A 21,262-nucleotide genomic window follows, 5' to 3' on the forward strand; every position below is an offset into this window, starting at 1 on the left:
GCCGCCACAAGAGCATTTTGCCCATGTTGATGTTCACGGTAAGACGGATTCTGGTCTCGATCCCGGTCTTGATCGGGATCACGGCCATTCTTTTCGTCATGCTGAACGTGGTTCCCGGCGACCCGATCGCCCTGCTGATGAAGGAACACGCCAGCCCTGATGTGATTGAGCGCGTCCGCGCCCAGATGCACCTCGATGATCCGCTGATCACCCGCTACTTCCGGTTCCTGTTCGCGGCACTTCAGGGCGATCTGGGCACCTCGATCAAGCTGAACCGCAGCGTGACCACGCTGATCATGAACGCCTTTCCGAACACGCTGTATCTGGCCGGGTGTGCGGCCCTGGTCTCCTGGGTGATCGGTATTCCGGCCGGCATCCTGTCGGCAGTTCGGCGCGATTCCTTTGTTGATCACTTCTTCATGGGCTTTTCGCTTCTTGGCGTGTCGATGCCGATCTTCTGGTCGGCGCTGCTGATGCAGTACATCTTCGCCGTGCAGTTGAAGTGGCTACCGGTCGCCGGGTTCTACGGTTTCGAATACGTCATCCTGCCGGCAATCGTGCTGGGGTGGAGTTCGGCCGGCGTCATCGCCCGGCTGACACGGTCCAGCCTGCTGGAAGTGATGCGCCACGATTACATTCGCACCGCCCGCGCCAAGGGGGCGCGCGAAATCAGCGTGATCTCGCGCCATGCGCTGAAGAACGCCCTGATCCCGGTGGTCACGATCATGGCGATTCAGGTCGCCAGCCTGCTGTCGGGCGCCGTCATCACCGAAGCGATCTTCGGCATCCCCGGTGTCGGCCGAATCTCGATCAACGCAATCCAGGCCCGCGACATGCCGCTTCTGCAAGGATCGGTGTTGTTCGCCACGGTTCTTGTGATCCTTGGAAATCTGGTGGCTGACATTCTTTACTCGGTCCTCGACCCCCGTATCCGTTCCCAGATGAGAAAGGACGCGCGATGAGCCAGTCCGCCGCTGTCACCAACGACCTGCCCGAGGTGATCGAGGAAGCCAGCTTCCTGCGCGATACCATGCGCGGCTTCCGCAAGAACCGCATGGCCATGGTGGGGCTGGTCTTCGTCTGCCTGCTGGTGTTCCTGGCCATTTTCGCGCCGATCATCAGCCCGCATGACCCCTATCGCGTGGCGCTGGATGAACAGTTGCTGCCGGCGTCCACCACCTACTGGCTGGGAACCGACAATTTCGGACGCGACGTGCTGACACGCATCCTTTATGGCGCCCGGATCTCGCTGGTGGTGGGAACCGTGCCCAGCCTGATTTCGCTGCTGATCGGCACCTTCATGGGCATCCTCAGCGGCTATATGGGCGGCAAGACCGATTTCGTCATCATGCGGCTGGCCGACACGATGATCGCCTTCCCCTCGCTCTTGCTGGCGATGGTGGTGATGTACACACTGGGCGCAAACCTCTTCAACATCTTCATCGCGCTGGCCCTTGTCGGCTGGGCCGGGGTGGCGCGGGTGGTGCGGTCGCAGACGCTGGCGCTGAAGGAAAAAGAATTCATCGAGGCCGCCCGCGCAAATGGAACCTCCCGCGTGCGAATCATGTTCAGCCACATCTTCCCCAATGTGACGCCAACGCTGATCGTGCTGTTCTCGCTGTCGATCCCCGAGGCGATCATGTGGGAATCCAGCCTGAGCTTCCTAGGCGTCGGTGTGCAGCCGCCCGAGGCAAGCTGGGGCCTGTTGGTGGCAAAGGGCAAGGAATACCTGTTTCAGGCGCCTCTGGTGGCAATCATGCCGGGGGTGGCGATCCTGATGACGGTGCTTGCCTTCAATTTCATCGGTGACGGGCTGCGTGATGCGCTTGACCCTTCCATGAAGGACTGAGCAATGGCAAACCCTTCGGGCAATGTGCTGAGCGTGCGCGAACTGCGCACCGAATTTCGCGGCGGCCGTGGCAATGTGCGCGTGCTGGACGACATTTCCTTCGATGTCGGCCGCGGGCGGATCGTCGGTCTGGTCGGGGAATCCGGCTCGGGCAAAAGCATGACGGCGCTTTCGTTGATGGGGCTGGTGCCCAAACCGCAGGGCCAGGTCAGCGCCAAGAGCATCAATCTTGACGGGATCGAGCTTGCCTCGATCAGCCCGGACGGGCTGCGCCAGATCCGTGGCCGCGACATGGCCATGGTGTTCCAGGAACCGATGACCTCGCTGAACCCCGTCCGCAAGGTGTGGGAACAGGTGGGCGAACCGCTGCGCATCCATCAGGGCCTTGGGCGGCGGGCCATCCGCGACCGTGTGCTTGAAATGTTCGAACTGGTCGGCATCCCCGAACCGAAGGCCCGGCTTGACGCCTATCCGCACCAGCTTTCGGGCGGTCTGCGGCAGCGGGCGATGATCGCGATGGGGCTGATCTGCGAACCGAAGCTGCTGATCGCGGACGAACCCACCACCGCGCTGGACGTGACGACGCAGGCGCAAATCCTGCGCCTGATGCAGGAACTGCGCGACCGCGTGGGAACCTCGATCATCATGATCACCCATGACCTGGGGATCATCGCCGAGATGTGCGACGAGGTGAACGTGATGTATGCGGGCCAGATCGTCGAACAGGCCAATGTCTTTGACCTGTTCGAGAACCCGTCGCATCCCTATACGCGTGGCCTGCTGGCCTCGATCCCGAAATCGACCGAAAGCCGGATTGCACGGCGTATGCCCAGTATTCCGGGCATGGTGCCCAATCTGGCAAGGCTGCCGTCAGGCTGCCGCTTCCGCCCCCGCTGCACCGATGCCATGGCCATCTGCCAGACCCGGGAACCCGCCGTCACCGATCTGGAGAAGGATCATCGCGCCCGCTGCTGGCTGCACGCCCGGCAGGATGCGATCAGCCAGGGAGAGCCCTTGTGAACGAGATTGTCATTTCAGCCCGAAATCTGACCAAGCATTACCGCGTGGGTGGCGGCACGCTGGCGGGGCAGGGCAAGGTGGTGCGGGCCGTCGATGGGGTCACACTCGACATCCGCGAACGGGAAACCTTTGCCCTGGTCGGAGAATCCGGCTGCGGCAAGACCACCCTTGGCCGCATCATGCTGCGTCTTCAGGAACCGTCGGGCGGCCAGATTTCGTATCGCGGGCAGGACATCACCGCGCTGGACGATGCCGGAATGCGCGCCCTGCGCAAGAAGTTGCAGATCGTCTTTCAAGACCCCTACGCCTCGCTCAATCCGCGGATGCGGATCGAGGACATTCTGGCCGAACCGCTGCGCACCCACGGCTATGGCTCGGCCGAGGTGATCCGTGACCGCTGCGCCGAACTGCTGGACATGGTGGGCCTGCGCCACACCTACCTGCGCAACTACCCACACCAGTTTTCCGGCGGTCAGCGCCAGCGCATCGGGATCGCCCGCGCGCTGGCCAACAAGCCGGATTTCGTGGTCTGCGACGAATCCGTGTCGGCGCTGGATGTCTCGATCCAGGCGCAGGTGCTGAACCTGCTGAGCGACCTGCAGGATGAACTGAAGCTGACCTATTTCTTCATCACCCACGATCTTTCGGTCGTGCGCCAGTTCGCCGATCGGGTGGGAGTGATGTTCCTTGGCCGCCTGGTCGAGGTGGGCCGCACCGAAGACATTTTCGCCGGGCCGCTGCATCCCTATACGATGCTGCTGATTTCGGCCGTGCCCCGGGCCGATCCGCGCCAGCGCACACGCGAACGGCCGCTGATGACGGGCGAGATTCCCAGCCCGATGAACCTGCCGCCGGGGTGCCGGTTCCACACGCGCTGCCCCTTTGCCAAGGACATCTGCCGCACCCATGACCCGGATCTGCAAGACATGGGTCAGGGCCGCGCCGTTGCCTGCCATTTTCCGCTGAATTCCTGAAGGGAGCCTGTCTTGGATCTGATCGTGACACCGCATGGCGATGGCTATCAGGCCAGCTATGGGAGCAAGACCTGGCGCGCCGCCGTGGGCCGGGGCGGCATTGCCGTGAAGGGGGGCGAAGGCGATGGCATCAGCCCGATCGGCTGCTGGCCGATCCGCCGGGTGTTCTACCGCGCCGACCGGCTGGCTGGCCCGCCGACCTCCGCCTTTCCCTGCACCCCGATCGACCCGGCGGATGGCTGGTGCGACGCGCCGGATCACCCCGAGTATAACCGGCTTGTCCGCCTGCCCTTTGCCGCCAGCCATGAAGAGATGTGGCGCGAAGATCACCTGTATGACATCGTTGTCGTGCTGGGGCAGAATGATGATCCGGTGGTGGCAGGCGCCGGCAGCGCGATCTTTCTGCATGTGGCCCGGGCCGAATATTCCCCGACCGCCGGCTGCGCCGCCCTGTCCCTGACCGATCTGCAAGACTTCCTGTCGGAGGCAACGCCCGACACCCTGCTGTGCTTCAAGGCGCAGTAACGACCATGACCAAACTGGATCTTGCCGCGCTGGACCATGCGCTGAACCTGCTTCCGGGCCAGCATCGCGGGCCGGCCGGGGTGGCGGGTGTCGTCAAGGACGGACAGGTGATTGCCCGGCGCGCCTGGGGCTTTGCCGACATGTATCGGCACCTGCCGATGACCACGCAGACGCGGCTGCCGATCTGTTCGATCTCGAAGCACATGACCTGCGTGCTGCTTCTGGACCTGTTCGATGACCCCGAGGTTCTGGCCCCGCTGCTGCCCGATCTGCTACCGAACCACGCCGCGCCGCTGCCGACAGTGGCGCACCTGTGCCATAACCAGTCTGGCCTGCGGGATTACTGGGCGCTGACAGTCCTGCACGGGGCAGAGCCGGAAGGCATTTTCACGGAAGAGGATGGCCTGACCCTTCTGGCGCAGGCCAAGGGCGGGCATTTCCCGCCGGGCCAGCATTACGCCTATTGCAACGGAAACTTCCGCCTGCTGGCAGACCTGATCCGCCGCGCCACGGGGCGCGACTTCGGCGATCTGCTGCGCGAACGCATCTTCCGGCCCGCGAACATGGCCACCGCCGCGCTTGCCCCCGACACGCGCAAACCGCTGGATGATGTGGTTGGCTATGAGGGCAATGACGAAGTTGGCTTCCTGCCGGCCAAAAGCGGTTTGCACTGGTTCGGAGATGCCGGCATCTCGGCCTCGCTTGACGATATGCTGGCCTGGGAATGCCATATCGACGCCACACGGGATAACCCCGACAGCCTGTATAACCGCATCTCCGGTCCGGTCAGCTTCACCGATGGCACGCCGGCGGCCTATGGCTACGGGCTGCGCCGCGACGTGCTGGCCGGATATGAGGTCACCAGCCACGGCGGCGGTCTGCGGGGGTTCTGCTCGTTCCGGCTGCATGTTGCGACCGAACGCCTGTCGGTCGTGGTGATCTTCAACCACGAGGCCAGCGCCATGCGCGCCGCCTGGTCCCTGATGGGGGCGACCCTGGGGTGCCGGGTTGGGGAACCCGCCCTGGCTGCCAGCGGGTGGAACGGGCTGTGGCTCGACGAAGAACAGAAACTTCTGGTCAGGACGGGCGATCATCCGGCCGGCGTCCGCCTGCACTACGCCCCGTCCCCCACGGTTCTGCCGCTGCTGTCGGGCGATGTGGCCCAGGGCTATGGCATTGAGCTGTGCCGCAACGAGGGCGTTCTGCGGATGGACCGCAAGGCCGAGAACCTGCGGGTTGTGGCCCGGGCCGTTACGTCGCTTGACTGGGCAGACGGAACCGAGCTGGCGGGACACTACCAGTCGGACGAACTGGGAACCTCGCTTGAGATCCGCTTCCGCGACGGGGCCGCCTACGTCACCTTCACCGGGATGCTGGGAACCGGCCCGATGGAGCGGATGTATCCGCTTGCCCGCGATCTGTGGACCATCACCAGCCGCCGCGCCATGGATGCCGCCCCCCCGGGGGAATGGACAGTGCTGATCGAGCGGGACGGCGAAGGCTGCGTCCGCGGTCTGGTGATCGGATGCTGGCTTGCCAGAAAGATCAGCTATCGCCGAACCGGGGCACCGTCGGGGGTCTGACCGGCACAGCGCGGGTTTCCCCCGGCAATCAGGTTCGCGGCGTCAGCGCGCGCCCCAGGTATCGCTCAGCCGGTATCCTTCGGGCCAGGGGTCCGAGGGATCAAGCAGATGCTGATGGATGCCGGTAATCCAGCCCCTGCCGGAAATTTCGGGCAGGATGGCGGGCAGGTCGCCAACCCGCGTTGTTCCAAGGATGCGCCCGGCAAAGGTGGAGTCAATCAGCGAAACCGCCGTCAGACGATCCCCCACCGCCATTTCGCCGCGCGCGTGCAACACGGCCATGCGCGCCGAAAGTGCGGTGCCTGTGGGGGAGCGGTCCACCTTTCCGGGCCGGATGGCCACGGCAGACCGGGCGCGCAGTTCGGTGCCGTCGCGGCTGACAGGGCCGGCGAACAGGCAGAACGAGAAATGCCGCCAATCCGGGTTTTCGGGGTGGTGGAAGCCAAGCTGTTCGGTGCCCGCGCGGGTGATCCGGGTTCCCAGCCGGGCGATGTCATGCGCCTCATCCGGGGTCAGGGCGAAGCCAAGCGCCCGGGCATCGACAAACACGAAGCTGTCGCCGCCATACGCGGTATCAACGGTCAGCGTGCCAAGCCCCTCGACCTCGAGCCGGGCATCCAGACGGGCCGCGAAACTGGGCAGGTTCTGCACGAAGATACGTTCGGCCTTGCCATTGCGACATTCCGCACGCACGCGCACCAGACCGCCCGGCGCTTCAAGCGTGATCTGCGTCTCGGGTTCCGTCATCGGCAGGATGCCACTGTCCAGCAGGACGGTTGCCACGCAGATCGAGTTCGAGCCGGACATCGGGGGGGTGTCTTCGGGCTCCATGATGATGAAACCCGCGTCGGCCTGGGGGTGCTTGGGCGGCACCAGCAGATTGACATGACGGAAGACGCCCCCGCGCGGTTCGTTCAGGACGAAGTTCCGCAATGTCTGGTCCTGGGCAATCCAGCGCGATTGTTCCCAAAGGGTTGCGCCGGGTGGCGGGGTGACGCCGCCGACGATCACATCGCCCACCTCGCCCTCGGCATGGGCGGAGATCACATGAATGGTCTTGCTTGACCGCATCGCGTTCCCCTTACATCAGCCAGTCGGGCAGTTTGCGCGGCGCGTGGCCCGTGACGGCGGCGGCGGCACAGGCGGCAAGGCTGCCGAAGCGCACGGCGCGGCCGGAAAGGCCCGGCCCATAATGGGCGTATTTGCCCGAATTCGTCATCACCGTGCGCGTGGTCGGCGGGAAGACCGGCTCGGAGATGGAGCACCAGCACAGGTCGGGCAGCACCTGCACACCGGCCTGCTGCAGCCGTTCCAGCGTGCCATCGGCGCGGGCCCGGGCAATGACGGCACGCCCTGCGGTGACGATGGTGGACACCCGGACGCGCCGCCCTTGCAGGGCATCGGCCAGCGCGCGGCATTCATCCAATGAGGCATGTGGGCTTCCGATGGCGATCAGTTCCACCGCTTCGGGCCCGTCGTTCAGAAGCTGCCAGCCGGCCACCAGATCGGACCTGGCAAGCCGGACCAGATCGGCGTCCGGGGCAATCTGACCGGCCTCGGGCGTGATGCAGTCAACGTGCAGCATGGGTGCAGCGGAGGTAGTACCAAAAGCTGCACACAGCGCCTTGAGGTTTTCCGGCACCGGCCCGGCAGGCGCCAGACCTTTCAGGACGGGAATCCGGTCTGGCGCGATCTTGCCCGCCAGATAGCCGACGAGCGGCCAGAAGGAATCATCCACTCCGGCGGGCAACTCGACCTCGATGATCCGCCGCGCCTGACGGTCTGCATCGCGATAGACCCCGGACAGGGGCGCGCGTCCGGTCAGGGCGATGCACAGATCCAGAAAGTCGGGGTGCTTGGCGGTGCGGGCCCCCAGCACGCTGTTGGCATAGATCACCGCGTTCGATTCAGACCAGGCGATGGCCTCGCCCTCGGTGGGTGCGGTGTCCAGCAGATAGGGCGAACAGGTGAAGGTCGGCTGGCACCCCATGCGGACATAGGCATCGGCCAGCCGCTGCGCGGGGCCGCCAAAGGACGGCGGCACACCCTGTTGCCGCCAGTTGGCATGATCGACCGAGATGGCGTTCATCGTGGTGGGTATCCGCACGCGGGCGCCCATGTCGGCCATCTTCTCGGCGAAGGTCAGGTTGGCGGGGCTCGCGTAGATGCAGCCGTCAATATGGCCCTGGCTGACGGGGATCAGCCGTTCCGCGCCCTGATTGGCCGCCATGCCACACAGGATGCGCATGGCCTGCGCCACCGCTTCGCCTTGCGAGCCGTCCAGCATGGCGCGATCTTCGGCAGACAGGGCGGGGCCGTCCACGGTGGCGGACACCGCGGGGATGGTCAGCCCGTCTGCCACGATTCCGCTTTCGTCGATGCGGGCGGACTGCGCGCCGGAAAGCGCATCAAAGGCGTCCTGCGTCAGACGCAGCACGGGCAGGGTCTTGCCGAACATGCCGGCGGCAACCATCGCGCCCAGGGTCACCACATCTTCGGGTTCGGCAAAGACCAGCGCGGCCGGGGCGCGGCCGTTCAGCACCATGTCGAGAAGAACGCCCGACCCGGTGCAAGACCCCCGCGTTCCCGGAATGACCAGAATACGCCCGACCAGGCTTTGGCCGGCCAGCGGGTGATGCACGTCGATCACCCGGCCGGTTGCCGGGTCAACCCCGCCCCAGAAGCTGATCGGTTCGCGACAGGCCAGAATGGCCCCCTCGGCCAGCCCCGGCAGGATGATCTGCGCCTGCCCCGTCACCGGACCACGAACCCATGCGCGAAGGGATCGCGGTCATCAATGAAGATGGTGTTGTACCCTGTCATCCGGGCCCAGCCTGCGATTGACGGAATGATGGCCGGGCGATCCCCGACGCGGGAGGCATCTTCCACCCGGCCCTTGAAGATGGAGCCGATGATGGATTCATGCCAGAATTCATCACCGACCTTCAGCTTGCCCTTGGCGGCAAGCTGCGCCATGCGCGCCGACGTGCCGGTTCCGCAGGGGCTGCGGTCAATGGCCTTGTCGCCATAGAACACCGCGTTGCGGGCATGGGCGCCCTGAACCGTGGGCTGGCCCGTCCACTGAATATGGCTGAGGCCGTTGATCGCCGGATGCTCGGGGTGGACGAATTCATACTTGGCATTCAGCGCGGCCCGAAGCCGGGGCGAGAAGCCGACCAGTTCGCCCGCGGTGAAATCGGCCATGTCGCGGAAGTTCTTTTGCGGTTCGACGATGGCATAGAAATTGCCGCCATAGGCCACATCGACCACGATTTCACCCAGACCCTCGACCTCGGCCGTCAGGCCCTCGGCATAAAGGAACGAGGGCACGTTGGTCAGGCGCACTTCTTCGACAAAGCGCCCCTCTTGCCGATAGGCAATGTCGACCCGGCCCGCCGGCGCCTCGATGGCCAGGCGGCCGGGCGCGCGGGGCGTGATCAGGCCGTTCTCGATGCCCATCGTGATGGTTCCGATGGTGCCGTGCCCGCACATCGGCAGGCAGCCCGAGGTTTCGATGAACAGCACGGCGACATCGCAATCGGGGCGGGTCGGCGGATAAAGGATCGAGCCCGACATCATGTCATGGCCGCGCGGTTCGAACATCAGCCCGGTGCGAATCCAGTCATAGTCGCGCAGGAAATGGGCGCGACGCTCCAGCATGTTCGCCCCTTCCAGCCGCGGACCGCCGCCCGCCACCAGCCGGACGGGGTTGCCGCAGGTATGACCATCAATGCAGGAGAAGGTATGCGTTGCCATGGGGGCCTCAGAACCGTTGGGGCGAGAAGGGGGCAAGATCAAGGGCGGCGGGTCTGCCGGTCAGCAGGTCGGCCACGATCCGCGCCGTTCCGGCGGATTGGGTCAGGCCAAGATGGCCGTGACCAAAGGCGTAAAGGACGCGCGGCGTTGCCCGCGATGCCCCGATGGCGGGCAGGCTGTCGGGCAGCGAGGGGCGGAAGCCCATCCATTGCGTTCCCCCCGTGGCCCTGAGACCGGGAAGGAAGCCCTGCGCCTTTTTCAGCATCACCTCGGCGCGGCGATAGTTTGGCGGCCGTTTCAGCCCGCCAAGTTCGACCGCGCCGCCAACCCGGATGCCGGTTGACAGGCGGGTGACCACAAACCCGTGGCCGCCAAAGGTGATCTGCGTGCGCAGGTCAAAGGCATCGGGCGGAAGCGTGGTGTTGTAGCCGCGTTCGGTTTCCAGCGGAATCCGGTCGCCAAGGCTGCGCGCGATCAGATGCGAATGGGCGCCGGCGGCCAGCACCACCTTGCCGGCCCGCAGCGCGGGCCCGCCCACGACCGCGATTTCCACCCCGTCGCCCTGCGGGGCCAGCGCCCCGACCTGCGCCAGCACGATGCGGCCGCCCCGGCCACGGAACCGTTCGGCCAGCGCAAGGGTGTAAAGGCGCGGATCGGCGATGGAATACCAGCCCGGCGTGAAGGTGCCGCGCACAAAGCGGGGGGACAGGCCGGGTTGCAGCTCGGCCATTTCTTCGGCGCCCATGTGCCGGAAGGCGATGCCATGCGCGGCGCGGACCTGCCAGCCCGGGCGCGCGGTCTCGAACTCGGCCTCGGATTCATAGACCTGAAGGTTGCCGTCCTTGCGCAGCATCGGCAGGGTGCCGGTTGCCTGCAGGAAGGGTTCAAGCTCGGCCTTGGACAGATCCATCAGCGCGGTCTGCGCCACCGTGGAGGCCGCCACCTGCGCGGGCCGGCAAGCCCGCCAGAACCGGAACAGCCAGGGCGCGATGGCCGGCGCATAGGCCGGCGGAATGGTCAGCGGGCCGGTTGCATCCAGCAGCCAGCGGGGCGCCTTGCGCAACATGCCCGGCGAAGCCAGTGGCAGGATGTCGGTGAAGGCGAAGGCCCCCGCGTTGCCGGCCGATGCCCCGGCGGCGGGGCCTTCCCTGTCAACTACAGTGACGGTCAGGCCACGGTCCTGCAAGGCCAGCGCGATGGAGAGGCCCACCACGCCGGCCCCGATCACAAGGGCATCGGTGGCATCGGATTCGGTTTGCATCATGGTTCAGTGCGTGGCGGCCAGGAACTTTTGCAGTTCCGGGTCTTTCGGCGCGCCGAACAGTTGTTCGGGCGGCGCGATTTCCGCCATCACCCCCTTGTGGAAGAAGGCCACGCGGTCGGACACTTCGCGCGCGAATTTCATTTCGTGGGTGACGCAGATCATCGTCATGCCTTCCGAGGCCAGCATCCGCAGCGTATCCAGCACTTCGCCCACCAGTTGCGGGTCCAGCGCGGAAGTCACCTCGTCGAACAGCATGTAGTCGGGCGACATGGCCAGCGCGCGGGCGATGGCCATCCGCTGCTGCTGCCCGCCCGACAGGCGCGAGGGATAGACGGCCAGCTTGTCGCCCAGACCGACGTGCTTCAACTGGCGCACGGCTTCCGCTTCGGCTTCGGATTTCGGGCGTTTCAGCACCTTGACCTGCGCCAGCATCACATTTTCCAGCACGGTCAGGTGCGGAAAGGCGTTCCATTGCTGGAACACGATGCCGATCTTCTGGCGCAGCCGGTTCAGGTCGGTGGTCTTGGCGTGAACCTCGACCCCGTCAACGACGATGCGCCCGCTGTCGATGGGTTCCAGCCCGTTGATGCAGGTGAGCAGGGTGGACTTGCCCGAGCCCGAACCGCCGATGACGGTCAGCACCTCTCCTTTGGCGACGGTCAGGTTGATGCCTTTCAGCACCTCGAGCGGGCCGAAGGATTTGCGGACATTCTCGATCTCAATCATTGGACCACCGTTTTTCCAGGTAACCGCCCAGCCGGGCGATCGGGAAGGAGATGACGAAGTAGAACAGACCGCAGATCATCAGCAGGAACAGCGGTTCCTGAAGGCGGGTGATCAGGATCTGGGTGGATTTCAGCAGCTCCACCACCTGCACGACATAGACGAGGGCCGAGTCCTTCATCACGCCCAGCGCAAGGCCGATCCAGGACGGCAGAGCGACGCGGGTCGCCAGCGGCATCACGATGTTGCGCATGTCCTGCGCCCAGGTCATGCCCAGCGACCGGGCGGCGCGGCGCAGGGTGGGCGGCACCGCCTCGATCGCGCCGCGCACGATTTCGGCGCAATAGGCGGCGGTGTAGAACGACAGCACCGCACAGGCCACCGAGAAGCCCGAGATGCGCCAGCCCAGAACCGTGGTGACGAAGGCATTGGCCAGCACAAGCTGGATCAGCAGCGGGATGGAGCGGAAGACATCCAGCGCGAAGGTGATGGGGGCGGCCCACCACGGGCCGATCTGGTAACGGATCACGCCGAAGGCGATGCCCATCACCGTGCCGAAGAACACGGAAATGGCGGTGACGACCAGTGTCATCCCGGCGCCTTTTGCCAGGAAGATCAGATCGTTGACGTTAAGGGCCGTATCAAGCATCGCAGACCCCCCTCAATACCGGAACAGCCGGGCCGCAAGCAGGCGGGCCGAAAGGGTGATGGTCTTGGTGATCAGGTAGAAGATCACCGCGGCGATGGCGAAAAGTTCGAAGGTGCGGAAGGTGCGGGCGTTCAGTTCGCTGGTGACACCGTAAAGATCGGTGTTCATGGCAACCACGGCCCCGAGCGATGTCATCAGGATGGCCCAGACCATCTGGTTCGTCATGGGCAGGAAGGAAATCCGCAGCATCTGCGGCATGATCACGTTGCGGAAGGCCTGAAAGCCGCTCATCCCAAGCGAGCGGGCGGCGCGGGTCTGGGTTTCGGGTATGGCCTTGAGGGCGCCCCGGAAATTCTCGGCCAGATAGCCCGCGTTGTTGAAGGCGATACCGATCAGCAGCGAGAGATAGGGCGAAAGATGGACCCCAAACCCGCCCAGGCCGAAGTGAACCATGTAGATCTGGAACAGGGCCGGCGTGTTGCGCGCGATTTCGACCCAGGTTGTTGCCACCGCACCCAGCAGGCGGTTGCCGGATTGTCGGAACAAGGTCAGCGCCATGGCGATGAGGATGCCGATCAGCATCGACAGCACCGCGATCTCGATGGTCACAAGCGCGCCTTCAAGCATCTGCGGAAGCGAGTCGAGGGCCTGGCTCCAGCGAAAACGATAGTTGAACATGGCCACCCCAGATCCGTGAACGCCAAGGCGATGCGGGGGGCTACCCCCGCATCGCATCCTGTCTGAAGATCAGCGATAGACGCCCTTGATGGTCAGGTCAGCCGGTTCGCCTTCGCCCACCCATTTCTTGTAGAGTTCGGCATAGCGGCCGGTGCGGACCTGCTGGTTGATGAACAGGTTCATGTAGTTGATCAGGCCGAATTCTTCGCGCAGCGTGATCAGGGCCACATAGTCCGGCACCATCGGGGCCTTGTCGGCGATGGTAATGCCCGGGAAGTTGCCCGATTTCACGTTGGCCTCGGCCACTTCGACGGTCGAGACGGTGGCATCAAGCTGGCCCTGCGACAGTGCCAGGAACACGTCGGCCTGGGTCTGGTAGGGACGGAACTCGCCCTCGCCCCATTCCTTGACCTTGCCTTCCAGCCAGATCGCCTCATAGGTGCCGGCGGTGGCGCCCACGACCTTGCCCTTCATGCCTTCCCAGTTGGTGATGCCGGCCTTGTCATTGGCGACGACGGCATTTTCAAAGGCATAGTAGGGGATCGAGAAGCCGACGGTCTTGGCCCGTTCCAGCGTGTCGGAGGTGGAGGCGACAGCCACATCGACCGACCCCGACATGAGCGCGGGAATACGTTCGGGGAAGGTGGTTTCGACGATTTCCGCCTTCACGCCCAGCGCCGCCGCCAGATCGTTGCAGTAATCGACATCGAAACCGATGGGGGTGTTGCTGGCATCGCGCGACCCCATGGGCGGGAAGTCCAGCACGACGGCGCAGCGCAGCGTGCCCGAAGCAATGATGTCGTCCAGTTTGTCGGCCTTTGCCGGCATGGCCACAGCGGTGGCGGCCAGCAGGCCAGCGGTGAGAAACGCCGTTTTCATGTTCCCTCCCATGGGTGATGTTATGATTCCGGTATTGTCACTATCGGGCGTGGCGGGGCACAAATCAATTACAAAATACACTTAGTATACAAGCTATATTCAGCCGTCCGCCGTCTGCCCTGCGGGGGCAGGGCATCGGGTTCGGTCTGACGCGGGCCTGTATCACAGATCCTTCGGCAAGATCGCCTCGGGCAGGTTCTGGTAGCTGACCGGCCGCAGGAACCGGCGGATCGACAATGTGCCGACAGAAGTGGCGCCAAAGTTGGTGCTGGCCGGATAGGGACCACCATGCACCATCGCATCGCAGACTTCGACCCCTGTCGGAAAACCGTTGGCCAGCACACGGCCGGCCTTGTGTTCCAGCACCGGCAACAGGCGGCGGGCAAGATCGGCGTCTTCGTCGTTCAGGTGCAGGGTCGCGGTCAACTGGCCGGGGAAGCTGCGGGCAATGGCCAGCATCTCCTCGGCGTCGCGGGCGGTCACGATCAGTCCAAGCGGACCGAACACCTCTTCCGCAAGGGCGTGATCGGCAAGCCAGTCCTGGCCGCGCACCTGAAACAGTTGCGGCGTTGCCTGGCGGGGACCGCAGTCCTGTGACAGCAGGCTTTGCACGCCCGGCGCGGCGGCAATCCGGTCGCGCCCCTGCACATAGGCCCGCGCGATGCCTTCGGTCAGCATGACCTGGGGCGCCACCTGCCGCAGGGCGGCCAGGGTGGCGGCGACGAATGCTGCCGCCTGATCTTCCATCACCACGGCGATGCCGGGATTGGTGCAGAACTGACCGGCGCCCATGGTCAGGCTGGCCGACCAGCCCTGCGCCACGGCATCGCCCCGCGCCGCCATGGCGGCGGGCAGCAGGAACATGGGATTGACCGCCCCGAGTTCGCCGAAGAACGGAATCGGTTCAGGCCGGGCGGCGCACAGATCGAACAGCGCCCGCCCGCCAGCAAGCGAGCCGGTGAAACCCACCGCCTTGATCAGCGGATGCGTGACCAGCGCCTCGCCAACGCTGCGGTTGCCGCCCTGGATCAGGCTGAACACGCCCGGATGCAGGTTGCAGGCAAGGATGGCGGCATGAATCGCCTCGGCCACGATTTCGCCGGTGCCGGGATGGGCCGAGTGGCCCTTGACCACCACGGGGCAGCCCGCGGCCAGCGCGGCGGCGGTGTCGCCACCTGCGGTCGAGAAGGCCAGCGGAAAGTTCGACGCGCCGAACACCGCGACCGGGCCGATGGGGCGCTGGATCATGCGGATGTCGGGGCGGGGCAGCGGCTGGCGGTCGGGCAGGGCTGCGTCATGGCGGCGGTCAAGATAATCACCCGCCTCGATATGCGCCGCGAACAGGCGCAGTTGGCCGGTGGTGCGGCCCCGCTCTCCGTTCAGCCGCGCTTCGGGAAGGCCGGTTTCCTGGCATCCGATCAGGGTGATCGCCGCGGCCCGGGCCTCGATCTCATCGGCGATGCGGCGCAGGAAGGCGGCGCGCAGGGCACGGTCGGCCCAGCCGAAGGACCAGAACGCCACTTCCGCGGCCTGGGCGGCCTGGTCCACAAGCGCCCGGGTGCCCACGGCAAAGGTATGGGCGGGGCCATGCGCCGGGTCGGAGGCGAAGGTGTCAGGCCCGGCGATCCATTCACCGGCGATCAGGTGCTTTCCATGGGGAACAAAGGTCAACGGCTTCTTCCTTGTCGGCGGGTCTGGCGACCCTTCGGTTCACGGGGCTTGGGCAACGGGCCCGAACAGCGCAGGGTGCGCCCCTGCGCTGCATGTCACGGCAGGCCATGGCCTGCGGCGGGGTCAGACCTTGCAGGTCTGCACCGCGCCCGGAAGTTTGCTCCACTCTGCGTACCAGGTCTTGAACTGGGTGAACTGCGCTTCGGCCCAGCCGCGCTGGCTGGGCGTCAGCTCGTCCGTGGCATTGAAGTGCAGGGCGTAATCGGCATCGCCTTCCAGCACCATCATGTACTTGTAGTACAGCACCAGATCGCAGCCCTCGTCCCACGACGACAGCACTTCCAGCGCCTCGCCCAGTTCGCGGGCGCGCTGGCGGGCGTCCAGATCGCCGGCGGCGGCGGCCTTGGCCAGCGCGACGAAGTGCAGGACTTCCTTGGCCAGCACGTTGCCGATGCCGGTGATGGTGCCCGTTGCCCCGCATTTGACATAGCCGTGATAGACGCCGGTATCGACGCCGGCCATCAGGATCACGCTTTCATCGGCGCTGGTGATGTGTTCGGCGGCATAGGTCATGGCCTTGGCGCCGCCAAATTCCTTGAAGCCCACAAGGTTGGGGTGTTCGGCGCGCAGGGCGAAGAACAGGTCGGCCTTGGTTTCGTAGCCGTAGTAGGGGCTGTTGTAGATGACGGCCGGCAAGTCGGGCGCGGCGGCGAGAAGCGCCTTGAAGTGATGGCGCTGCGCAACCGGCGATGCTCCGCGCGACAGCACCCGGGGGATCAGCATCAGCCCAGCGGCGCCCACCTTCTGCGCATGGGCGGCATGGGCCACCGCGCTGGCAGAGTTGATCGCGCCGGTGCCGACGATGACCGGGATGCCGGCCTTGACCAGACGTTCGACGCCTTCCATCCGCTGTTCATCGGTCAGCAGCGGCCAGTCGCCCATGGACCCGCAATAGACCACCGCCGACATGCCGGCGGCCATCAGCTCTTTCGCCTTGCGGACAAGCGCATCGAAGTTGGGACGGCGGTCTGCCGTGCAGGGCGTCATCAGCGCGGGAATCACTCCGGTGAAAATCGCGGTATCCATCTGGGAACTCCTTGTGACCCATGTTCGGCATGGTTCGGCGGCACCCGGTCCGCCGATTCCTGACCGAATAATACCTTTTGCATTTTATTTGTCGACAAGAAATCGACAGGACTAGAGCGCGATCTCCTGCCGTTCGTCGCGGGCGAAAAGCTGCTGGATCTGGCGGACGATCTGGTCGGCGTGCGCCCGGGCAAGGCGGTCGCACAGGTCGATGTCGCGCGCGGCGATGGCGGCGATCATCGCCTCATGTTCATCGACATACTGCTTCGGAAGGCGGTCATCGAAAGACTGGTAATACAGCCGCAGGATACGGCGGCCTTCGTCCAGAAGGCGCAGCGTCAGGGTGGTGAAATACGGGTTGCGCCCGGCTTCCGCGATGGCGGCGTGCAGGTCGCGGTTGACCGCCACCATGGCCAGCGCATCCTGCGCGGCGGCGGCGGCGGCATACATCTGCTGAAGCCCGCGAATCCGGCTGAGATCGGCCGGACGGTGATACTGCGCCGCCAGCCGTGTGGTGACACGATACATCAGCGTGATCGCATCATAGAAGGTGTGCAGGTTCAGGACATCAATGTTCGACACCATGGCCGAACGGTTCGGCAGGGTTTCCACCAGCCCTTCGCCCGCCAGCCTGACCAGCGCCTCGCGGATGGGGGTGCGCGACATGCCGAAACGTTCGGCAAGGTGAACCTCATCAATCGGGCTGCCTGGCGGAAGTTTAAGGTCAAGGATTTCGTCGCGAAGCATTTCGTAGACGACCTTCACACCAGAGCCGCGCTTGCGCTCGGGATAGGCGCCCTCACCCGTATCAGTCATGCCGGCCACCCTTCAGGTCTGAAAACTTTGTGTCGACCAGAAAAATACATCGCGGCCCGGTACAGATCAACGTTCTGAATTTCAGGGCGGCTTGTCAGGCCATGAGAGGCGCGGGCGGCGGCAGCCTGGTGCCCTTGCGGCGGCGCAGAACGTGCGTCCGGCGCATCCGACGCGGCAGGTTTCGCAACCGACGCAGCCGCCGTTCACGTCACGCAAACGGCTAAGTCCTTGCAAATCTGGCATTTCGCGACATCCGGGGGCCGCTCACGACTCCAGAATAGATATTTCGCGACCATAACGAAATGAACCTTGGGGAAGATCGCCGGTGCTTTGGGCATGACTGGCTGAATTGTTGTGTTCCTACGTTCAGCTCACTGCCTGCCGCGCCAAGCATGTTTTAATTCAGGAGCGCGAACGTCATGGCCACCTATCCCGGCACCGCAGGCAACGACACCTATGACGGAACCACCTTCGGAGATAGTATCGAAGGCCTTGGCGGCAACGACAGCCTGTTTGGCTGGGCCGGCAATGACACCATTGATGGCGGGGCCGGAAACGACCGCATCTCAGGTGGGGCCGACAACGATTCCATTGATGGCGGTGCGGGGGATGACAGCATCTCCGGTAATGATGGAAACGACACCATCTATACCGGGAACAGTGAAGATACGGTCTATGGTGGCAATGACAATGACCGCATCTTTGGCAACAACCAGACCCAGATTCTGTATGGCGACGCCGGCAACGATGTCATCAGCGGTGACTCGGCGATCAACGGGGGCATCGAGACCAACACCGATTCATCAGAACGCGATTCACTTTTTGGCGGGGCCGGAAACGACACCCTTTATTCCGGCTTCCTTGGCAGCACCATTTACACCTTCGGTGACCTTCTGGACGGCGGCATCGGCAACGATGTCCTGATCGGCGGCAATGCCCATGACACCCTTCTGGGGCAGGACGGCAACGATTCCATGAATGGCGGCGCCGGGAACGACCTTCTGGAAGGCGGCGCCGGCAATGACACGATCTACACCCAGGACAATCAAGATACCGTCTATGGTGGCGACGACAATGACCGCATCTTCGGCGACAACGTAAAACAGCTTCTCTATGGCGATGCCGGCGATGATGTGATCAGCGGTGACTCGGCAACCAACGGTGGCGGCGAGAGCAATACCAACACATCCGAGAGCGATTCGATTTATGGTGGGGACGGAAACGACACCCTGCATTCGGGCTACTTTGGCACCACATCTGCCTTCGGCGACCTTCTGGACGGTGGTATCGGGAACGACGTGGTTTTCGGCGGCACGGCCGACGACACGCTGCTGGGCCAGGACGGCAACGATTCCCTGGATGGCGGCGTGGGGAATGACCTTCTGGATGGCGGCCTGGGCAATGATACGCTTCGGGGCCGCGACGGCGAGGACAGCCTGTTCGGCGGCGCCGACAATGACATGATCTTTGGCGGCAACGGCAGCGATTATGCCGAAGGTGGCATCGGGAACGACTTCATTACCGGCGACACCGACGGCGACACCGGAAACGATACGTTCTACGGCGGAGACGGAATTGACGTCCTGATTGGCCGGACCGGGGCGGACATGCTTTACGGTGACGCAGGGGATGACCAGATCTTTGGCCAACGGCTGGACGATATTCCCGATGGCAATGACTCGCTCTATGGCGGGGATGGCAATGACTACATCCAGGCCAACATCGGAGAAGACCTTCTCTATGGCGGCGAAGGCAATGACGTTCTGTCCGGTGATGGATACGACCCCTCTGTCGGACAAAACGACACGATCTATGGCGAAGCCGGGAACGATGTGGTCTATGCCGCCGGCGGTGACGACCTGGCCTATGGCGGTGCCGACAATGACACCCTCTGGGGCGAGGACGGCAATGACAGCCTGTACGGCGACGCGGGCAATGACTCGATCATTGGCGGAAACGGCAGTGATTACGCCGAGGGCGGCGACGGCAACGACCAAATCATGGGAGAGACGGGCACCGGCACCGGAAACGACACGTTCGATGGTGGAGAGGGCGATGACACTCTGGTTGGCGGGGGCGGATCCGACCTGCTGTATGGTGGGGCCGGCGACGATTACATTCTTGCCCAGTTGAACGACACCTTTGCCGATGGCGATGACACGGTCTATGGCGGGGATGGCTACGACTATGTCGAGGGCAGCCTTGGCAATGACCTGATCTATGGCGGCACGGGCGACGATTACCTGGTGGGTGATGGCGTCAGCACCAACGGCGACAACGATACGCTGTATGGCGAAGACGGCAACGACCTGCTTATCGGCGGCGGTGGCGACGACCTGGTGTATGGCGGCGCAAACGACGACGTGATCTACGGCTATGACGGCAACGACACGCTGCATGGCGATGACGGCAACGACGAGATGTACGGCGACGCCGGGAACGACCAGGTCTATGGTGGCGCCGGGAATGACACGCTGAGCGGCAGCGACTATTTCGGCGGCGGCGGCGGGGCGGATACGCTGACGGGCGGCACGGGGGATGATCGCTTCATCATCGCGGGCGGCGCGGGCGACAGCATCCACCTGGCGGACTTCGGTGCGGGGGAAACCAACGGCACCAACGGTTCGCTGGACGGCAGCGATGGTTCGTGGGGTGACAACGACTTTGTCGATCTGACGCAATGGTACAGCGACGGCACGCTGGCGCTTTACAATTCCACCTACGGGACGAACTTCTCGACCCCGCTGGAAGCGTTGAAGCATGATGCGGCCACCAGCACGCCGGGCACGCTGAACTTCATCGCGTTCCAGAGTGGGCCAACGGTGACTTTCACGCTGGTCGGCAGCGGGGCGATGGACACCGAACACACCGGCGTGCCCTGCTTTACCCGCGGCACCATGATCGAAACCGCGCGGGGCGAGGTGGCGATCGAAGATCTGCGCCGCGGCGATCTGGTGGAAACGGCGGACCATGGGCTGCAGCCGATCCGCTGGGTCGGGTCGCGCCGGATCACGGCCGGCGATCTGGAGGCCAATCCGAAGCTGCGCCCGATCCGCATCCGCGCCGGCGCCCTGGGCCGGGGCCTGCCGCTGCAGGACGTGGTGGTTTCGCCACAGCACCGGGTGCTGGTGTCGTCGAAGGTTGCCGAACGCATGTTCGGTGAGCGCGAGGTGCTGGTGCCCGCGCGGCACCTGCTGCTGATCAACGGCATCGACGTGGCCGAGGAGATGGCGGCGGTGGAATACTTCCACATCCTATTCGACCGGCATCAGATCGTGTTTGCCGCGGGCGCGCCGATGGAATCGCTGTTCACCGGCCCCGAGGCGCTGAAGTCGGTCGGCCCCGAGGCGCGGCGCGAGATTTTCGAGATCTTCCCGGAACTTGAAACGCTGGACGCCACCGCCCTGCCCCAACCGGCCCGCCCGATTCAACCCGGCCGCATCGCCCGGAAACTGGCCGCCCGACACGCCCAGAACGGGATCGCGCTGCTCAGCCACTGACCGGCACAGCGCCAGAACCCCAAGGCCGCATCCGAAAAAAGGGTGCGGCCATTCTTCTTGATCAAATCCGCGGAGAAAGACATAATGCTGAAATTGGCGATGCCATTACGGGCAGGTTTTGCCGGGCCATAAAGGCCCGGACTTGGCCAGAAGCCCCGCCAGAGTGTGCGATTTGAACGTGTGGGTGGCCCCTGTCGGGCTGCATCGCTGTGGTTCAGGTAAAGTGAATACCACCCGTTCCGAGTGTCCACCGTCACACCGTTCGTGACACGGCGGGCGTAGTTCACGA

The 21,262-nt window shown here is 64.5% G+C and carries 18 protein-coding genes; 7 read left to right on the plus strand and 11 right to left on the minus strand.

Annotated features, from left to right (window positions below; translation table 11 throughout):
• Positions 1-29: 29 nt before the first annotated feature.
• From C5F44_RS00855 to C5F44_RS00880, 6 genes are read left to right on the plus strand one after another with little or no spacing between them, the layout of a single operon-like run.
• A complete protein-coding gene (locus C5F44_RS00855; RefSeq protein ID WP_219908650.1) occupies positions 30-962 on the plus strand; it encodes an ABC transporter permease in 933 nt (310 codons plus the stop codon).
• Positions 959-1,849, plus strand: coding sequence for an ABC transporter permease (locus C5F44_RS00860; RefSeq protein ID WP_107671603.1), 891 nt, complete (start codon positions 959-961; stop codon positions 1,847-1,849). Before C5F44_RS00855 ends, C5F44_RS00860 begins: the two co-directional genes overlap by 4 nt.
• A 3-nt stretch (positions 1,850-1,852) precedes the next feature.
• Positions 1,853-2,869 (plus strand): ABC transporter ATP-binding protein, encoded by a 1,017-nt coding sequence (locus C5F44_RS00865; protein WP_107671604.1) that lies wholly within the window; start codon positions 1,853-1,855, stop codon positions 2,867-2,869.
• Entirely contained in the window at positions 2,866-3,843 is a 978-nt protein-coding gene (locus tag C5F44_RS00870) for an ABC transporter ATP-binding protein (protein ID WP_107671605.1), read from the plus strand. The genes C5F44_RS00865 and C5F44_RS00870 overlap by 4 nt, the downstream gene beginning before the upstream one ends.
• 12 nt (positions 3,844-3,855) lie before the next feature.
• Positions 3,856-4,368: a L,D-transpeptidase family protein gene (locus C5F44_RS00875; RefSeq protein WP_107671606.1), complete on the plus strand. Its 513-nt coding sequence runs from the start codon at positions 3,856-3,858 to the stop codon at positions 4,366-4,368.
• Positions 4,369-4,373: 5 nt separating this feature from the next.
• Positions 4,374-5,951, plus strand: coding sequence for a D-aminopeptidase (locus C5F44_RS00880; RefSeq protein WP_107671607.1), 1,578 nt, complete (start codon positions 4,374-4,376; stop codon positions 5,949-5,951).
• Between the two features lie 42 nt (positions 5,952-5,993).
• Here C5F44_RS00880 and C5F44_RS00885 read toward each other — a convergent pair whose 3' ends face one another.
• The 11 genes from C5F44_RS00885 to C5F44_RS00935 form a co-directional block, all read right to left on the minus strand.
• The gene (locus C5F44_RS00885; protein ID WP_107671608.1) at positions 5,994-7,022 is read right to left on the minus strand and encodes a trans-3-hydroxy-L-proline dehydratase; all 1,029 of its coding nucleotides are present in this window, start codon (positions 7,020-7,022) and stop codon (positions 5,994-5,996) included.
• A gap of 10 nt (positions 7,023-7,032) precedes the next feature.
• Positions 7,033-8,709, minus strand: coding sequence for a cis-3-hydroxy-L-proline dehydratase (lhpI, locus tag C5F44_RS00890; protein ID WP_107671609.1), 1,677 nt, complete (start codon positions 8,707-8,709; stop codon positions 7,033-7,035).
• Entirely contained in the window at positions 8,706-9,707 is a 1,002-nt protein-coding gene (locus C5F44_RS00895) for a 4-hydroxyproline epimerase (protein WP_107671610.1), read from the minus strand. Before C5F44_RS00895 ends, lhpI begins: the two co-directional genes overlap by 4 nt.
• Before the next feature lie 7 nt (positions 9,708-9,714).
• Positions 9,715-10,968 (minus strand): NAD(P)/FAD-dependent oxidoreductase, encoded by a 1,254-nt coding sequence (locus C5F44_RS00900; protein ID WP_107671827.1) that lies wholly within the window; start codon positions 10,966-10,968, stop codon positions 9,715-9,717.
• Positions 10,969-10,974: 6 nt separating this feature from the next.
• Positions 10,975-11,697, minus strand: coding sequence for an amino acid ABC transporter ATP-binding protein (locus C5F44_RS00905; RefSeq protein WP_107671611.1), 723 nt, complete (start codon positions 11,695-11,697; stop codon positions 10,975-10,977).
• Entirely contained in the window at positions 11,690-12,343 is a 654-nt protein-coding gene (locus C5F44_RS00910) for an amino acid ABC transporter permease (protein WP_107671612.1), read from the minus strand. The genes C5F44_RS00905 and C5F44_RS00910 overlap by 8 nt, the downstream gene beginning before the upstream one ends.
• A 12-nt stretch (positions 12,344-12,355) precedes the next feature.
• On the minus strand, positions 12,356-13,021 hold the full coding sequence (locus tag C5F44_RS00915; protein ID WP_107671613.1) for an amino acid ABC transporter permease: 666 nt from the start codon (positions 13,019-13,021) through the stop codon (positions 12,356-12,358).
• A gap of 69 nt (positions 13,022-13,090) precedes the next feature.
• Positions 13,091-13,900, minus strand: a complete 810-nt coding sequence (locus tag C5F44_RS00920; protein WP_107671614.1) for a transporter substrate-binding domain-containing protein — start codon at positions 13,898-13,900, stop codon at positions 13,091-13,093.
• Positions 13,901-14,062: 162 nt separating this feature from the next.
• Positions 14,063-15,571, minus strand: coding sequence for an aldehyde dehydrogenase (NADP(+)) (locus tag C5F44_RS00925; protein WP_107671615.1), 1,509 nt, complete (start codon positions 15,569-15,571; stop codon positions 14,063-14,065).
• Between the two features lie 123 nt (positions 15,572-15,694).
• The gene (locus C5F44_RS00930; RefSeq protein WP_107671616.1) at positions 15,695-16,657 is read right to left on the minus strand and encodes a dihydrodipicolinate synthase family protein; all 963 of its coding nucleotides are present in this window, start codon (positions 16,655-16,657) and stop codon (positions 15,695-15,697) included.
• A gap of 111 nt (positions 16,658-16,768) precedes the next feature.
• The gene (locus C5F44_RS00935) at positions 16,769-17,473 is read right to left on the minus strand and encodes a GntR family transcriptional regulator (RefSeq protein ID WP_107671828.1); all 705 of its coding nucleotides are present in this window, start codon (positions 17,471-17,473) and stop codon (positions 16,769-16,771) included.
• A 419-nt stretch (positions 17,474-17,892) separates the two neighbouring features.
• Between C5F44_RS00935 and C5F44_RS00940 the strand changes: the two genes are divergently transcribed.
• A complete protein-coding gene (locus C5F44_RS00940) occupies positions 17,893-20,973 on the plus strand; it encodes a Hint domain-containing protein (protein WP_107671617.1) in 3,081 nt (1,026 codons plus the stop codon).
• Positions 20,974-21,262 lie beyond the last annotated feature (289 nt).

Origin of the sequence: Fuscovulum blasticum DSM 2131 (assembly GCF_003034965.1) — a bacterium.
Lineage (GTDB): Bacteria > Pseudomonadota > Alphaproteobacteria > Rhodobacterales > Rhodobacteraceae > Pseudogemmobacter > Pseudogemmobacter blasticus.

Bases quoted from the DNA above. Each gene is read 5' to 3' on its own strand.
- C5F44_RS00855 (WP_219908650.1), top strand. From the start codon at position 30: ATGTTCACGGTAAGACGGATTCTGGTCTCGATCCCGGTCTTGATCGGG.
- C5F44_RS00860 (WP_107671603.1), top strand. From the start codon at position 959: ATGAGCCAGTCCGCCGCTGTCACCAACGACCTGCCCGAGGTGATCGAG.
- C5F44_RS00865 (WP_107671604.1), top strand. From the start codon at position 1,853: ATGGCAAACCCTTCGGGCAATGTGCTGAGCGTGCGCGAACTGCGCACC.
- C5F44_RS00880 (WP_107671607.1), top strand. From the start codon at position 4,374: ATGACCAAACTGGATCTTGCCGCGCTGGACCATGCGCTGAACCTGCTT.
- C5F44_RS00885 (WP_107671608.1), bottom strand. From the start codon at position 7,022: ATGCGGTCAAGCAAGACCATTCATGTGATCTCCGCCCATGCCGAGGGC.
- C5F44_RS00895 (WP_107671610.1), bottom strand. From the start codon at position 9,707: ATGGCAACGCATACCTTCTCCTGCATTGATGGTCATACCTGCGGCAAC.
- C5F44_RS00900 (WP_107671827.1), bottom strand. From the start codon at position 10,968: ATGCAAACCGAATCCGATGCCACCGATGCCCTTGTGATCGGGGCCGGC.
- C5F44_RS00905 (WP_107671611.1), bottom strand. From the start codon at position 11,697: ATGATTGAGATCGAGAATGTCCGCAAATCCTTCGGCCCGCTCGAGGTG.
- C5F44_RS00910 (WP_107671612.1), bottom strand. From the start codon at position 12,343: ATGCTTGATACGGCCCTTAACGTCAACGATCTGATCTTCCTGGCAAAA.
- C5F44_RS00915 (WP_107671613.1), bottom strand. From the start codon at position 13,021: ATGTTCAACTATCGTTTTCGCTGGAGCCAGGCCCTCGACTCGCTTCCG.
- C5F44_RS00920 (WP_107671614.1), bottom strand. From the start codon at position 13,900: ATGAAAACGGCGTTTCTCACCGCTGGCCTGCTGGCCGCCACCGCTGTG.
- C5F44_RS00930 (WP_107671616.1), bottom strand. From the start codon at position 16,657: ATGGATACCGCGATTTTCACCGGAGTGATTCCCGCGCTGATGACGCCC.
- C5F44_RS00935 (WP_107671828.1), bottom strand. From the start codon at position 17,473: ATGACTGATACGGGTGAGGGCGCCTATCCCGAGCGCAAGCGCGGCTCT.
- C5F44_RS00940 (WP_107671617.1), top strand. From the start codon at position 17,893: ATGGCCACCTATCCCGGCACCGCAGGCAACGACACCTATGACGGAACC.